Consider the following 15,059-nt stretch of genomic DNA (forward strand, 5'->3'; position numbering starts at 1 on the left):
ACCCCTCTTATTATATCAATAAATCAATTAAATTTAAACAGTAAAACCGGGCTTTTTCAGCCCGGTAATTTAAATCTAAACTAAATTTTAAAGATCATTGGGTTTTTCACCTATTCGACCAACTAAAATTTTAGTGTTTCCATTTCTCAATATTTTAAACATAATTTTATCTCCAACTTCTTTTTCTGCTATCATTTGACTCAATTCAGAAGTTTTTTCAATATCTTGTTGGTCAATTTCTTTAATTATATCATAGCTTTTAAGTCCTGCCTTTTCAGCTGGACTATCTTGATAAACATCCATAACTACTACACCATTTCGATTATCTAAACCAAAATAATCTTGTACATCTTTGCTAATCTCACTAAAAGCAATTCCAAGCCAGGGTCTTGTCACTTCACCAGTATTTTGCAATTCAGTAACTATATCTTTAATTTCATTAACCGGAATAGCAAAACCAATTCCCTGTCCAGCTCTGGAAACAGCTGTATTAATTCCAATAACTTTTCCTTGATTATTTAATAAAGGGCCACCACTATTACCAGGATTAATTGCTGCATCAAGTTGAATTAGATTTTGATAAGTTCTAAGCTGACGATCACTTGTTGGAATCTGAATTGGTCTTCCTAAAGCACTAATTACACCAACTGTAACTGTGTGTTCGAACCCTAAAGGGTTTCCAATAGCTATTGCCCAGTCTCCTGGTCTTATTTTTTCAGAATCCCCCATTTTTAATGGAGTTAATTTTTCCTCTAGCTGAGAACTATCTATTTTTAAAATCGCTAAATCTAAACTAAAATCAGACCAAGCTACCTCTGCTTTTAAAGAATCTTCGATTCCATTAATTGCTACTTTAATTTCTTCAGCTCCATCAATTACATGCTGATTTGTAACTATATAACCCTCTTTAGAAACTATAAAGCCTGAACCAAAACCCTGCTGTTCTCTTGGTTTTTGTTCTGGGGCTTGAAAGCGATCACCAAAAAAGAACCTAAAATAAGGATCGTTAAACATTTCAGGTAATTGCTGTCTACCTGATGTTTTAACAGTTGTAGTAACTTTAACAACTCCATTATCAACTTTTTCAGCAATATCAGCAAAATGATTATCTTGATAAATATTTGACTGAGTTTTTTCTGCTTGAGCAAAAACAGCTGGACTTAAAGAAATAATTGTAGAAATTATAATAAGAGATAATAATACCTTTTTGAATAAATTTTTGTTTCTTTTCATTTTTAACACCATCCTTTAATTTTTTACTAACAAGCAAATTTAAGTATAATTTTTTAAAAATACTCAAGAAAAAATTATGACTTAATAAAATAATTTCTCTCTGCTTTTTAGCTTCTAAGTTTATTAAATTAAAACTTACAGTTATAATATAACAGAGAGAAATTAAATAATAATTAAGCAAAAATTAAATTTAGATTAAATTATTTTTTAGCTTGATTTTTTACTTTGGCCATTTCTTTTTTTATTTCCTCTTGATCACCAAGATAATATTTAGCTTTTACTTCCATTGCTTGGTCAAATTCATAAACTAATGGTTTTCCTGTTGGAATATTAAGACTCGGAATATCTGAATCAGAAATTCCATCTAAATGTTTGACTAAAGCTCTTAAACTATTACCATGAGCAGCAACAATAATCTTTTTGCCTTTTTTCATCTGTGGTACAATTTCATTTTCCCAATAAGGCATTACTCTTTCGATTGTCATTTTTAAACTCTCAGCTCTAGGTAGCTGTTTTTCACTTAATTCAGCATATTTAGCTTCATTACCAGGATAACGCTGATCAGCTTGATCTAAAGCAGGTGGAGGTGTATCAAAACTACGCCGCCAAATATGAACCTGCTCTGCTCCTTCTTTTTTAGCAGTTTCTGCTTTATTCAGTCCTTGTAAAGCTCCATAATGTCTTTCATTTAACTTCCAAGATTTATTAACTGGAATCCAATGCAAATCCATAATATCTAAAATTATATTTAAAGTTTTTGTGGCACGTTTTAAATAAGATGTATAAGCTAAATCAAAGCTAAAGCCCTCTTTTTTTAATAATTCTCCAGCTTCTTTTGCCTCTTGATAACCTTGTTTACTTAAATCTACATCTGTCCAACCTGTAAACTTATTAGCTAAATTCCATTTACTTTCTCCATGGCGAACTAATACAATTTTCATTAAACCACCCCTTAAAATATTTTTTGATTTTAAATTATAAAAATTTATTTAAAGTTAATCTCAATTTAGACTTAACTTAAATTATTAATAATTATAATATTTTTTTAAAAATAAAGATATTAATTAATTTACAAATCAAATATCCATAAATTCAGTTTCTAGCTGCCAATCTGAATCTAACTTTGCTGCTAAAATTTCTTTATAACTTTTTAACTGTTCTGGATCTCTATAACTACCACTTTTGTAATCTATAATTTTGACCAATTTATTTTGACGATCAACAAGCAGACGGTCAATTCGATATTGTTTTTCACCTAAATTAGTTTTTGCTTTTAGTAAATATTCATTAAAAACTTCATATTTTTTAGAAAATATTTCTGGATGAGCTTCAATAAATTGATTACTTTTTTCAATAATTGCTGTAATTTTTGCTTCTCCTAATAAATTCCCATATTTACTTTTTAAAAGTTTGGCAGCAGATTTTTTTTCTTTTTTTTGATTATACTTGATATTTTCTAAATAATAATGAAGAGCCAGACCTTGAAGTTTATTTTCTGCAATTTTTAAACCACTAGCCTGTTTTTGAAAAAATTTATATTTTTGTTTTTCTATTGCTAAATTTCTTGCTAAAGGTACTGCCTTTTGTTTAAGATATTTATTTAAATTGCTTAACTGATAACTTTCATTTTTGTTCAGATTTTTTAAAACTAAGGCTTGACCTTTAGTTTCAGTTTCTAAAAGTTCTAATAAATTATTAGCTTGAACTGAATTTAACAGCATTTTTTCATAATAATCATAATTACTACCTGCCCACATTAATTCAGCTTTTGCCTTAATTTTCCTTGGAGCTTCAATATATAGATGAAGATCATTTTCAGCTCTAGTTAAAGCTACATAAAGATTATTTATTTCCTCCATCTCAGCTTTCTTTTCTGCCTTTGCTTTGAAATCATAATCAAGCCAGTCTAAAATTGAAAGATATTTATTCTGGATAAAAAGATAATTGTTTAGGTTTTGATAATTTTGATCAAAATCTAAATAAAAATTAATCCCAGTTCCAGAATTAGCACCTCTTCGACCTGGATTCCAATAAAAATATTCCACAGGTAGTGAAAGGCCTTTGGCCTGATGAATAGTCATTAAACTGACAGCTTCTTTATTTTCAACTTTGGTTTGTTTTAATTCTTCACTCTCTTTATTTTCACTTAAATACTTGAGTAATTTTTTAAGCGAAGAAAAAGAATTTAAAATTTCAAAAAAACTATAAATATTTTTCAATGCTAAACTATTATCAGCAGCTAAATTTACAATTTCAGTTTTTTGATAAAGATAATTTATTAGTTGCTCATAATCTAAATCAATTACTCTTTTAATTTCAGTTAAGATCTTTTTTATTTCTAATTTTTCATTGAAAATTTCAGTTACTAAAGTTTGAGTAGAATTAAAATATTTATTTATTTCTTTTTGATTTTTGAGTATCCATTTAAAATTTGCATGACTTATTTTAATTAGGTCACTACGCAAAAACTTAAGTAAAGAATAAAAATCTCTATTAGCAGCAAAATAAAGAAAAGCTGTTAAGGCTTTAGGTAATGGAGCATCTAAAAGTGAATTCCTATTTTCTAGAATATACGGAATCTCTGCATCTGCAAGACTATCAGCAATCAAATCTAATTCTTTAGCAGTTCTAGCTAAAACACTAACCTGAGCAAAATCTTTTTGATATTTTTGCTTAATATCAGCTGCTATTTCTGAGGAGAGATCTGCTTTAATTTTATTATTTAATTCTTCAATTTGATTTTGTTTTTCTGGTGCTAAAGCAGCAAACTTTTTAGTTTTTGTATTATAATAAGCAGAGCTACCTCCATAAAGCACTTCTGTTAAACCTTTATTTCTAGAAACAGCTTTTACAGGCTGATAGTTCCAATCAACTTCTAATTTGGAAAAGAAATTGTTAATTAAATTTATTATGTTTTGATCACTGCGATAACAGTGTTCAAGTCTTTCTGTTTTAGCTTCAATGATCTCAGCTAAAGAAGCAAAAAGTTTTTTCTCTCCTCCCCGCCAACCATAAATTGATTGTTTTTGATCACCAACTGCAATAAAAGTTTTAGCATTTTTAATTAAGGGCTGTAAAATTTTCCACTGCAAAATACTTGTATCTTGAAATTCATCAATAAATAATGCTTGATAATCTCCACCTAAAAGATCAAGTAAATAAGAAGTTGCTTCTCCATTTTTAATTAGATCAATTTCTTCATTTTTCAAATATTTGAAAGTATAATTACTAATATCTGAATGAGTAAATTGGCCACTTTTAAATTTCAACTTTTGATAAAGTTTTAAAACTAATTTAGCAAAGTTAATAATTTCTTTTTCAGCGGGTATGACTTCTTGGTTAAAAATTTCTACAGCCAATTTTTTCCTAAAAAGATTATATTCAAATTCTAATTTTTCTTTTAAGGCTTTAGTTTTTTTTGCTCGAAGCTTATTCCCACTCCAATAACTTTCATTTAGCAAATAATCCTTTTTTTGATAAATAAATTCTTTTTTAGCCTTTTTAGTTTGCAAATCTGGATACTGTTCATAAAAAGGGCGAGCTGCTTTAACAAAATATGAAGCAGAAAATTCATCACCTTTTAACTCAGCTACTTCTTTTAAAGTTTGATAACTATTTTCAAATAATTCTACTATTTCAGCCTCAGGTAATTTTTCCTTAGTTTCTGATTCTAAAAGCATGAATTTCCAGGCATTATTAACTATTTCCTGGATAAACTCTAAATATGGATCTAAATTACGAGCTGTATTTGCTTCTAAAAAACTCTCTAATTTTTGATAATATTTTTGTTTATTTAAAATTTTTTTTAAAAGTTCTTCTATTATTTTTTCATTTTGTTTTTGATCTATAATTTGATAATTATAAATTTCTAAAAAGGGAGCAATCCCTCTGCTAAATATCTGATTAATAAATGCATCTATAGTATAAATTTTTATATCTTCATCATTTAAGATCATTTTTTTATAAATTTTTTCTAGCTGTTCAACCTCAACTTTAAGTTCAGGCTGAATTTCTGCTAAAGCAGCAATAATATCTTCTTTTTCAGGACTTCCAAGAATTAAGGCTCTTAGATGCTTAAGTATTCTATTTTTAATTTCAGCAGTTGCTTTTTTAGTAAAAGTCATTACAATTATTTCTGAAAAATCTATTCCTTTTAAAAGTGCAGCTAAATATTCTAATGATAATCTATATGTTTTACCAGTTCCTGCACTTGCTTTAATTACTTTTTTCATTCTCTTTAACCTCCAATCTACAAATAGCCTGATAAGGACAGCGCTGACAACGACTTTTATATAAGCGCTCATACTCACCTGAATTAAACAACTCTAAACTAAGTTCTTCTAATTCAGCCCCCAGCTTAGCTTCTTTTTCTATTTTATGGTAAGAATGTTCAAAACTTTGTTCAAAAATATTATAAATTGCTTTTCTACTAGCTGGTGCAAGTTTTTTATTATAATTTTGTCTCAGCATTAGAGAATAAAAATCTAACTGTTTTTGATCACCACTACCAGTTTTAAAGTCAATAATAAAATATTCACCTTTATTTAATAATAAAAGATCAATTCTTCCTGAAAGATAAAAATCAATTCCTCCAACTTCAAAATATTTTTCTAACTCTCGGTTCCACTCTGGCCATTCAACTAAAATATTAGAAAAATCTTCTGGTAAATATTTTTCTAATAAATGAGCAAAACGAATAAAAGAACTGTCAAGACTTTTAAAAATAATTTGATTATAATAATTTAAATAATCTTTATCAATTTTTAATTCATTTTTTTTGATAGCTTTTTTAATTATCTGCTGACGTTCAGATTCTTTGATCTGACTTGGCATGATTTTAGTTTTTTTAGCATAAATCATTAAATCTCCAAATATTTGATGTGTTAAGATTCCTAAAGTCATTAAAGAAAGTGAAGGACTTATTTCTAAATTTGGAGCTAAATTCAATAAGTGTTCTAAATAAAAGCGGTGATAACAATCTTTTAAAGATTTATATTTATAATAGCTAAAGTTAAAAGAACTACCAAAATCTTCTTTTCTAACTACTAAATTATGCTGAAAATTAGATGAATTATTTACTTTTAAAAGTGGAGTTGAATCAAAAGTAAATAAATTATTTAAAATTTCTTTTTCAGTTATTGATTTTAATTTAGAATCTTTAATTTCTAAATTAGAATTTAAAAGTAATTCCTCTAAAATTACTGCTGGAGAAATATTTTCTGTTTCATTTTCAACAGTAAAAATTACTGCTTTTTGGGAATTTAAAACATGTCTTAAAAAATAATATTTTTTTAAAATTGATTGCTTATGCTTTAATTCTAAACCATTAGCCTGCAGCTGTTTTTCACTCAAAAAGAAAAGCCCATCTTGTTTAAGAGCAAAACTTGATTGAATACAATTATTTAATAATAATTTTTTTCTTTTTTTCTGAGCCGCTCTGTCAGATTCCAAAAAGTCTATACTTTTTTCTGTTTGAACTCTTTTAAGAGTTTTATATTTTAGTTGATTTAAAAGTAAAGAAAACAAACCAGCACCTAAATCTGAATAATAATCCTGCCAATTATCTACTATTTTCATTTCTTCAATACTCTTTAAGGCCAATAAACTATCGTTAAATTTTTCTATTAATTCCTGGGCTTCATTTGACAACAGCTCTCCAGCAAAATCACTTAATGATTTAATGAAACTTTTGCTAGTTTTAATTTGTCGAAGCTGTTTTAAAAAATTTAATAATTTTTTAAAAGCAGGTAATTTATTTTCTATTATATCCTGGTCTAAATAATAATAATCTTCTCCAATTAATTTTTTCAATTCTAAAAGAGATTCTGCATCTAAATCAAGCCATTTTTTGAATAATTTTTGTCCAGCTAAAGCATAGAGTTCTGGCAGTTCAAGTAAAATTTGAGAACCACTTTTTCCTTTTTGGTAAAGCTGATAAAGACTTTCTAAAAAAACATAAAAATCACTTTCCCGATAACTTTTAGTTTTAGCAAAATTTAATTTTTGGCCTAAAATTGGAGCTGCCTCTATTTCAGAAGCAGGATCTATAATTTCTGTCTCTTTTTGGCTAAGATTTAACTCATTTAATAGAGCTGTTAAGCTTTTTAATTTAGAATTATTTTTTCTTATTTCTAAATTTTGCTGAGCAAGTTTAGGTAAAGAAATTTTTGTTAAAGATAAGTTTTGTTCATTAAAATCTCCTTTTAAAAGCTGAAGATGCAGTTCAACTTGGAAATTATAACTTAATTGCTGGATTATATCTTTAAAATAGGGAGTAAATTCGAGAACATTAAAAAAATTAATTTTTTGATAATCAGCTAAAAAATCAAAATTTAAAAGTCCATTTTCTCTTAAGGTGAGTTGATCTACATAGCCTAATTTATTTAATTTTTTTTGATAATTGAGCTTTATATTTTCTAATCTTTTTATTCTCTCTTTTTGCCAATCAGTTAATTGCTTAAATTCTTGAATCTGATAATTATTTAACAAATTAAAGTAAGCAAAAAATCGTTGAGTAAACTGATGGATATCTTGATAATTATCTAATTGTAGATCTTTTTTTTGCTCTGAAGTTAAAACAGAAAATAAAATTAATACTAATTTTTCTTCTTTAACTACTATCTGCTCACTGCTAAATAAACGTTTTTTAAATTCTTTAACTGTTAAAAATAAACTCTGTTTTGTCAGGGGAGCAGGTTGATAAACTCTAACTGCTTCTTTTAAATCCTGATAATTTTTAAACAGATAAACTTCAGCTTGTTGACTAATAATTTCTTTAAATAAATCAACTTGATAATCATAATATTTGAAATTCAAAATTACTCATCCTCACTTAAGTATTTTTACCAATAATCTCTAAAATAATTATTAAAATCACTCCTGCTCCAAAAGCAAAAAAACCTCTAAAATCCAGTATAGCTGGAAAAACAGCTGCTGAAGATCCTAAAATCAAGCCAGTCAGAACTACCATGATTTTAGCCTGGTGTGCTTGCAGGAGATAAGAAAAAATCCAAGCAAAAACTAAAAGTCCTGCTCCCATTCCACAAGCAAAAACTAAAAGCGTAATGATTTCAAAATTATTCACTGCAGCCAGTACCTGCTGATATACTCCCATCAAAATTAGAAGAGTTCCACCACTAATCCCTGGTAATATCATTGCAATACTGCCAAAAAAACCAGCAGCAAAAAAAAGTATTAAACCTTGTCTATTAACTAAATTAACTTGTGATTCACTAGAAAAAAAGAAAGCCAAGCCAAATGCTAAAAGTATAATAATTAATTTTGAAAAACTAAAACTACCTATTTTTTTATAAGTAGAATGAGCTGAGCTAAGGACTAAACCAAATAAAAAGTAGTTAACAATTAAAGGATTAGATCTATAAAGATCTGTAATTACAGCTGAGCCAATAAAAACTCCTAAACCAGCTCCTAGTCCAATAAAAATAAGTTTTTTAAATTTGATATTTTTAATTGCATTAATTAAAGTCTGATAAATATTTAAAACTAAAGCTATAGTTCCACCACTAACCCCTGGCAGAGTATTAGCTAATCCAATTGGTATTGATTTTAAAAATAAAGCTAAATATGTATTTTGATCTTGCAAATAAATCTTCCTCTCTTTATTGTTCTCTCTTTATATTAATATTCAAGATAAAACCTAGTTTTACCTGCTTAAAAAAGAAAAAAAGCTCAAGCACCAGCTTAAACTAGAACTTGAACTTTTTTAATTCAACAAATTAATATATCTAATTTTAATTATTACTTAAATTTGCTTACCTAGCAATTATTTCTGTTCGATAGCCATCAGGATCAGTAATAAAATAATAGCCGGATGAATTTTCACTTAAACTTTTTAAGTCTCCAACCTTATAACCTGCTTCTTTGTGGCGCTGATAAGATTTTTCTAAATCATCTACCTTAACTGCAATATGACTGTAGCCATTACCAATTGTGTATGGTTCTTCTCGATCATAATTATAAGTTAACTCCAGCTCAAAATCTTCATTTTGATCAGTTAAATAGACTAAGGTGAATTCAGCTTCCGGAAAATCTTTGCGTCTACTTTCCTTTAAATTTAATGCATCTTGATAAAAATCGATTGATTTTTCTAAGTCCATAACTCGAATACAGGAATGAACAAAATCATAATTTTGCATATATAATCACAACTCCTTTATCTTTTTATTTTAATTCTGATTATTATTATAAGGATTTATAGATCAAAATGCAAAATTTATTTTTCTTTGCTTCCAGGACGAGTAATTGCAATTCCTTCTTTACATAATTTACACTTCCCAGGCTTATATGATTTAATATCAACTGGTAGTAATGCTTTAAAATCATAGTTAAAATTAACCTGTCCATTACTGCGGTCAACTATTGAACTTAATCCAATGATTTCAACATCAAGTTCTTCCAAAACTGACAGCACTTCTTTAACTGAACCACCAGTTGTAACTACATCCTCGACAACTAAAACTTTTTCACCTGCTTTCAGCTCAAAACCACGTCTAATTTTCATTTCTCCATTTTTGCGTTCACTAAAAATAGAGCGAACTCCTAACTCTTCTGCTACAGCATAAGATAAGACTATTCCACCAAGAGCGGGTCCAATTACTACATCTATTTCTTTTTCTTGCCATTTTTTTGCAATTTCAGCAGCCAGTGTTGAGGCATGTTTAGGATGCTGTAAAACTTTAGCACACTGCATATAAACATCAGCATGTCTACCTGAACTCAAAACAAAATGTCCTTCCTGAATTACATCTGTTTCAACTAAAAGTTCTCTTATTTCTTTTTTATTCATTTAATTCACTCCTGTTTTTTAATTATTTTAGAATAAAATTAATGAGCAGCACCAATAATTGTACTTAAATTTTTAATTTGATGTTTAATTAAATATTCCTTAATTTCAGCAATAATTCTCAGCCCTGCTGTAGGCTCTATCATATTAATTGTTCCAATCTCAACTGCAGCTGCTCCAGCTAGCATAAATTCAATAACATCACGACCGCTGCTAACTCCACCTAAACCTAAAATTGGAATCGATAATTTTTTATATGATTGATAAACCATTTTAACCGCTACTGGTTTTACTGCTGGCCCAGAAAGTCCACCAAAGGTATTAGCCAGAACTGGTTTTTGTTGATCAATATCTATTTTCATGGCTGAGAGTGTATTAATCATTGCAACTGCATCTGCTCCTCCTTTTTCTGCTGCTAAAGCGGTTTCTGTAATATCAGTTATATTTGGAGTAAGTTTAACTATTATGTAACCTGAATAAATTTCTCTCACTTTTTTAGTTATTTGATAAACTTTTTCTGGAGCTGTACCAAAAACCATACCTCCACCTTTGATATTAGGACAGGATAGATTAACTTCAATTCCAGCTAATTCTTTTCTTTTTTCTAGCTTACTAGCTAAAGTTAAAAAATCTGCTTGACTATAGCCTGAAATATTAGCTAAAATAGGCAGACTATAATTTTTAGTTTCAGGCAAGACTTTTTTAATAAAATTATCTATCCCTGGATTTTCCAAACCAATGGAATTAATTATTCCAGCAGCTGTTTCTGCAATTCTAGGACTTTGATTACCAGGCTGAGCCTCTACAGTAATTCCTTTGGTTGTAAAAGCTCCTAATTGATTGATATCATAAAAATCAGCTAATGCTTTGCCATTTCCACAAGTTCCAGAAGCAGTAATTAAAGGATTTTTTAAGATTAAATCTGCTTTAATTTGAGATTTTAATTTAATACTCATATTTAAGTCATTTTCTGATGTTTTTAACTTTTCACTATTTTTAGCAGCCACTAAGTACTACCTCCCCCATCGCAAAAACTGGCCCCTCAACACAGGCTCTTTTATTTTTATTTTCATCTAATTTTGTTTGACAGCTACAGGATAAACAAACTCCAATCCCACAGCCCATTCTTTTTTCTACAGAAATTTCTCCTGCTATATTTTTTTCTAAACAATGTTTTTCCACAGCAGCCAATAGCTTTTCTGGACCACAACAGTAGACAAAATCTGGCTTTTTTTGCAGATTAGTTAACCATAAATCTAAAGCTGTTCCTTTGATATCTAATTTCTCTTCTACAGCTGCCAGCTGATATTCTAAACCCAAGTGCTTAAACTTAGATTCAAAAAATTTCAATTCTGCTTTAGAAGCTGTTCCCAAATAAACCTTTGGCTGACTAGCTTTTAATTTTTTGGCAAGATAATATAAAGGGGCAATCCCCATCCCACCACCAATTAAATTAAGTTCCTTATCTTTTTGAGCTAAAGAAAAAGGGTTTCCCAAAGGCCCAATCAGATCAAGTTTATTGCCAACTTTAGTTCTGGCAAGAATTCGGGTTCCTTTGCCAACTACTCGATAAACAAATTCTAATCTTTTTTCTGTCGCCTCAAAATCAAATACACTAAGTGGTCTTCGCAAAAGTGGATCAAGACTTTCATTTTGACTAATTTTTAGATTAAAAAACTGACCCGGCTGAGGAACTTGCTTTAAATTATCAAATTTTAAAACAAGTTGAAAAATATTAGGACCTACTTCCTTATTTGCTATAACTCTAAACATAGTCTCCTCCTTTGAAATAAGCTAAAGTACCTTTATTTTTAGCTGCTTTGAAATAAACTTAATTAAAAATTCTCTTAAAAATACCGAATACCAAGCATTAACTGCTATGTATTCGGTAAGTTGAGAACATTATTTATTTCTTTTTTCATTTTTTGAGCAGCAGCTCTAGCAGCTTGAGCATAATTTTCTGGACCTAGGTCTGCATATTCTGCTTTTCTATAAGCAAAATTGATTCCTCGAGATGAATTAACAACTGCTCCTCTACCATTTTTGTCAAAACCAGCTTTAATATCTGCTGCTCCTCCACCTTGGGCTCCAAAACCAGGAATTAAGAAAAAGACTGAATCTAATTGGGCTCTAATTGCTTTTAACTCTTTTGGATAAGTTGCTCCAACAACTGCTGCCAAATTAGAATATCCACTTTCACCCAAATATTGACTTCCTAGTTCCTGTAGAAAATCCGCAACTGCCTGATAAACTGTTCGGCCGTCTGCTAATTTAAGATCCTGTAATTCACCAGCTGAAGAATTAGAAGTTCTAAGTAAAGCAAATGCTCCCTTCTTTTCATTTTCCAAAAAAGGTAGAATACCATCACTGCCTAAATAAGGATTAATTGTAATTGCATCTGCAGCTATTTTTTCTCCTTCTAAATAAGATTCTGCATAGGCTTTAGCAGTTGACCCAATATCATTTCTTTTACCATCAAGTAAAATAAGCAGTCCTTTTTCTTTAGCATAGGCTATAGTCTGCCACAAACATTCCATTCCTGGAACTGCTAGTTTTTCATAGAAAGCCATTTGCGGTTTAACAACAGGAGTCAGGTCTGCAACTGCATCAATTAAATTTTGGTTGAATTTTAAAACTGCAGCAGCAGCTTCTTTTCGATTTGCTTCTAAGTTATCTAAGATTTCTGGTCTTAAAATATTTTCAGGCATTAAATTTAAGTGCGGGTCAAGGCCAACACAAATTCTAGAATTTTTTTCTTCAATTTTATTATGTAATTGATCAATAAAATATTTCATTTTTGCCTCCTCGGTCATCATAGACTAATTTTCCATTAACAAAAGTCATTTCATTTTTACCAATTAATTTTTGGCCAGCAAAAGGAGTGTTTTTACCCTTTGATTTGAATTTTTGTGGTTCAATTATCCATTCTCGATCTGGATTAAAAACTATAAAGTCTGCTCGTGCTCCTTGTTTAAGACCTTCTGCCTCAATCCCCATTATTTTGCCTGGAGTATAATAATACATCTTAAGTAAAGCATCCCAGTTAATCATTCCAGTTTGAATAAAATGATGATGTAAAAGTCCTAGTGCTGTTTCTAAGCCAGAAATACCAAAAGCTGCATAATCAAATTCTCCTAATTTGTCTTCATAAGTATGTGGAGCATGATCAGTTGCCAAAACATCTATTTCTCCTGCTTTTAAGGCTTCAACTAAAAGATCTTTGTCTTTTTTTGAGCGCAGTGGTGGATGAACCTTAGTCTTAGGATCATAATTTTCTACTGCTTTAGCTGTTAATAATAAGTGATGTGGTGTAACTTCAAAACTTACTTTTACTCCCCTAGCTTTGGCTGCTTTAACTAAGTTTAAACTTCCAGCTGTACTTAAATGGGCAATGTGAAGTGGACAACCTGTCATTTCTGCCAAAATTATATCGCGAGCTACCATTATTTCTTCTGCTGCTGCTGGAATACCTTTTAAACCAAAGATTGTAGAATAATAACCTTCATCCATTACTCCATTTTTGCTTAAATTTTGATCTTCACAGTGGTCAATAATTGTTAAATCAAAGGCTGATGCATATTCCATTGCCCGCCTCATAATTTCAGAATTCATAACTGGATTGCCATCATCAGAAAGTGCCTTAACTCCTGCTTGGGCTAAGCTTCCAATCTCAGAGAGTTCTTTACCCTGGCTGGCTTTGGTTATACTCCCAATGGGATACACTCTAACTGCAGAATTTTGGGCCTTAAATTTAAGCTGCTCAATTACTGTTACTTTATCTGCAACAGGATTAGTATTTGGCATAGCTGCTACTGCTGAAAATCCACCAGCTGCAGCTGCTTCAGTACCAGTTTTAATGGTCTCTTTAGCTTCATAACCAGGTTCTCTAAGATGAGTGTGGATATCGATTAAGGCAGGAATAATAATTTTACCTGCAGCATCTATAACTTGATAATTATTATTTTTTATCCTCTTTTTGACTGCCAAAATTTGCTTAGATTCAATTAAAATATCATTTTTTCCGGTTAATCCATTTTTAGAATCATAAATTGTAGCATTTTTAATTAAAGTTTTCATTTTTGTTCTCCCTCCCTGCCAGTAAATAAAGTAAAGCCATCCTAACTGCAACACCATTTTTCACCTGTTCTGTAATTACTGACTGTGAGCTATCTGCAACAGAACTTTCGATTTCAATTCCTCTATTTATTGGCCCAGGATGCAAGATTATTGCTTTGTTACCTAGCTTTTTTAATCTTTTGGCATTGATCCCATAAATTTTTCTATATTCTCTTAATGAAGGAAAAAGTCCACTTGCTTGTCTTTCTAATTGAATTCTTAAGATATTAACTACATCTACATTTTCTAAAGCTTGATCTAAGTCTGTATAAACTTTAACTCCCATTTTCTCTATTGCTGGTGGAATTAAAGTTTGGGGACCAGCAACTGCGACTTGAGCACCCAGTTTCTTTAAACCCCAGATATTTGAGCGAGCAACTCGACTGTGAGCGATATCTCCTATAATTAAAATTTTAAGTCCTGCTACTTGACCTAATTTTTCTTGAATACTGTAAATATCCAAAAGTGCCTGAGTTGGATGAGCATGAGCACCGTCTCCTGCATTAATTACACTTGCTGCAATATTGTCTGCTAAAAATTTAGCTGCTCCTGGAGCACTATGTCTAACAACTACCAGGTCAGCTCCCATAACTTCCATAGTTTTAGCTGTATCGAGCAGGCTTTCACCTTTGACAATACTGCTATCAGATTTAGAAATGCTCATTACATTTGCTCCCAGAGTTTTTGCTGCTAAACTAAAAGAAGATTTAGTTCTAGTTGAAGGCTCATAAAATAAATTAATTACTGTTTTTCCCTTTAAAGTTGGAACTTCTTTAACTTTTTTATTTAAAATATCTTTCATTGTGACTGCAGTCTTAAGTGTTTCATGAATCTCAGCTTTAGATAAATTATAAAGTCCTAAAAGATCTTTGCCTTTTAAACTCATTTATTCACCACCTCTGACTTA

At 29.9% G+C, this 15,059-nt stretch carries 12 protein-coding genes; all 12 read right to left on the minus strand.

The features are described 5' to 3' along the window. Positions 1-87: 87 nt before the first annotated feature. Positions 88-1,233, minus strand: a complete 1,146-nt coding sequence (locus HPRAE_RS07535; RefSeq protein WP_014553624.1) for a S1C family serine protease — start codon at positions 1,231-1,233, stop codon at positions 88-90. A gap of 200 nt (positions 1,234-1,433) precedes the next feature. Further along, entirely contained in the window at positions 1,434-2,174 is a 741-nt protein-coding gene (gene gpmA / locus HPRAE_RS07540; RefSeq protein WP_014553625.1) for a 2,3-diphosphoglycerate-dependent phosphoglycerate mutase, read from the minus strand. Positions 2,175-2,309: 135 nt separating this feature from the next. Next, the gene (locus tag HPRAE_RS07545; RefSeq protein WP_014553626.1) at positions 2,310-5,465 is read right to left on the minus strand and encodes a UvrD-helicase domain-containing protein; all 3,156 of its coding nucleotides are present in this window, start codon (positions 5,463-5,465) and stop codon (positions 2,310-2,312) included. Continuing rightward, the gene (locus HPRAE_RS07550; RefSeq protein ID WP_014553627.1) at positions 5,449-8,049 is read right to left on the minus strand and encodes a PD-(D/E)XK nuclease family protein; all 2,601 of its coding nucleotides are present in this window, start codon (positions 8,047-8,049) and stop codon (positions 5,449-5,451) included. The genes HPRAE_RS07545 and HPRAE_RS07550 overlap by 17 nt, the downstream gene beginning before the upstream one ends. A gap of 16 nt (positions 8,050-8,065) precedes the next feature. Then, complete coding sequence (locus HPRAE_RS07555) at positions 8,066-8,836, minus strand: DUF368 domain-containing protein (RefSeq protein WP_014553628.1); 771 nt, start codon at positions 8,834-8,836, stop codon at positions 8,066-8,068. Between the two features lie 169 nt (positions 8,837-9,005). Then, positions 9,006-9,389 carry a lactoylglutathione lyase gene (gloA, locus tag HPRAE_RS07560; RefSeq protein WP_014553629.1) on the minus strand — a complete coding sequence of 128 codons (384 nt, stop codon included), beginning with the start codon at positions 9,387-9,389 and terminating at the stop codon, positions 9,006-9,008. A gap of 77 nt (positions 9,390-9,466) precedes the next feature. Further along, a complete protein-coding gene (gene pyrE / locus HPRAE_RS07565; protein WP_014553630.1) occupies positions 9,467-10,039 on the minus strand; it encodes an orotate phosphoribosyltransferase in 573 nt (190 codons plus the stop codon). A gap of 38 nt (positions 10,040-10,077) precedes the next feature. Next, on the minus strand, positions 10,078-11,043 hold the full coding sequence (locus HPRAE_RS07570; RefSeq protein WP_014553631.1) for a dihydroorotate dehydrogenase: 966 nt from the start codon (positions 11,041-11,043) through the stop codon (positions 10,078-10,080). After that, positions 11,033-11,809 (minus strand): dihydroorotate dehydrogenase electron transfer subunit, encoded by a 777-nt coding sequence (locus HPRAE_RS07575; protein ID WP_014553632.1) that lies wholly within the window; start codon positions 11,807-11,809, stop codon positions 11,033-11,035. The genes HPRAE_RS07570 and HPRAE_RS07575 overlap by 11 nt, the downstream gene beginning before the upstream one ends. A gap of 104 nt (positions 11,810-11,913) precedes the next feature. Beyond that, entirely contained in the window at positions 11,914-12,831 is a 918-nt protein-coding gene (gene pyrF / locus HPRAE_RS07580; RefSeq protein ID WP_014553633.1) for an orotidine-5'-phosphate decarboxylase, read from the minus strand. Then, entirely contained in the window at positions 12,815-14,113 is a 1,299-nt protein-coding gene (locus tag HPRAE_RS07585; RefSeq protein WP_014553634.1) for a dihydroorotase, read from the minus strand. Before HPRAE_RS07585 ends, pyrF begins: the two co-directional genes overlap by 17 nt. Continuing rightward, on the minus strand, positions 14,097-15,038 hold the full coding sequence (locus tag HPRAE_RS07590; protein WP_014553635.1) for an aspartate carbamoyltransferase catalytic subunit: 942 nt from the start codon (positions 15,036-15,038) through the stop codon (positions 14,097-14,099). The genes HPRAE_RS07585 and HPRAE_RS07590 overlap by 17 nt, the downstream gene beginning before the upstream one ends. Positions 15,039-15,059: the final 21 nt, after the last annotated feature.

It is taken from the genome of Halanaerobium praevalens DSM 2228 (assembly GCF_000165465.1).
Lineage (GTDB): Bacteria > Bacillota > Halanaerobiia > Halanaerobiales > Halanaerobiaceae > Halanaerobium > Halanaerobium praevalens.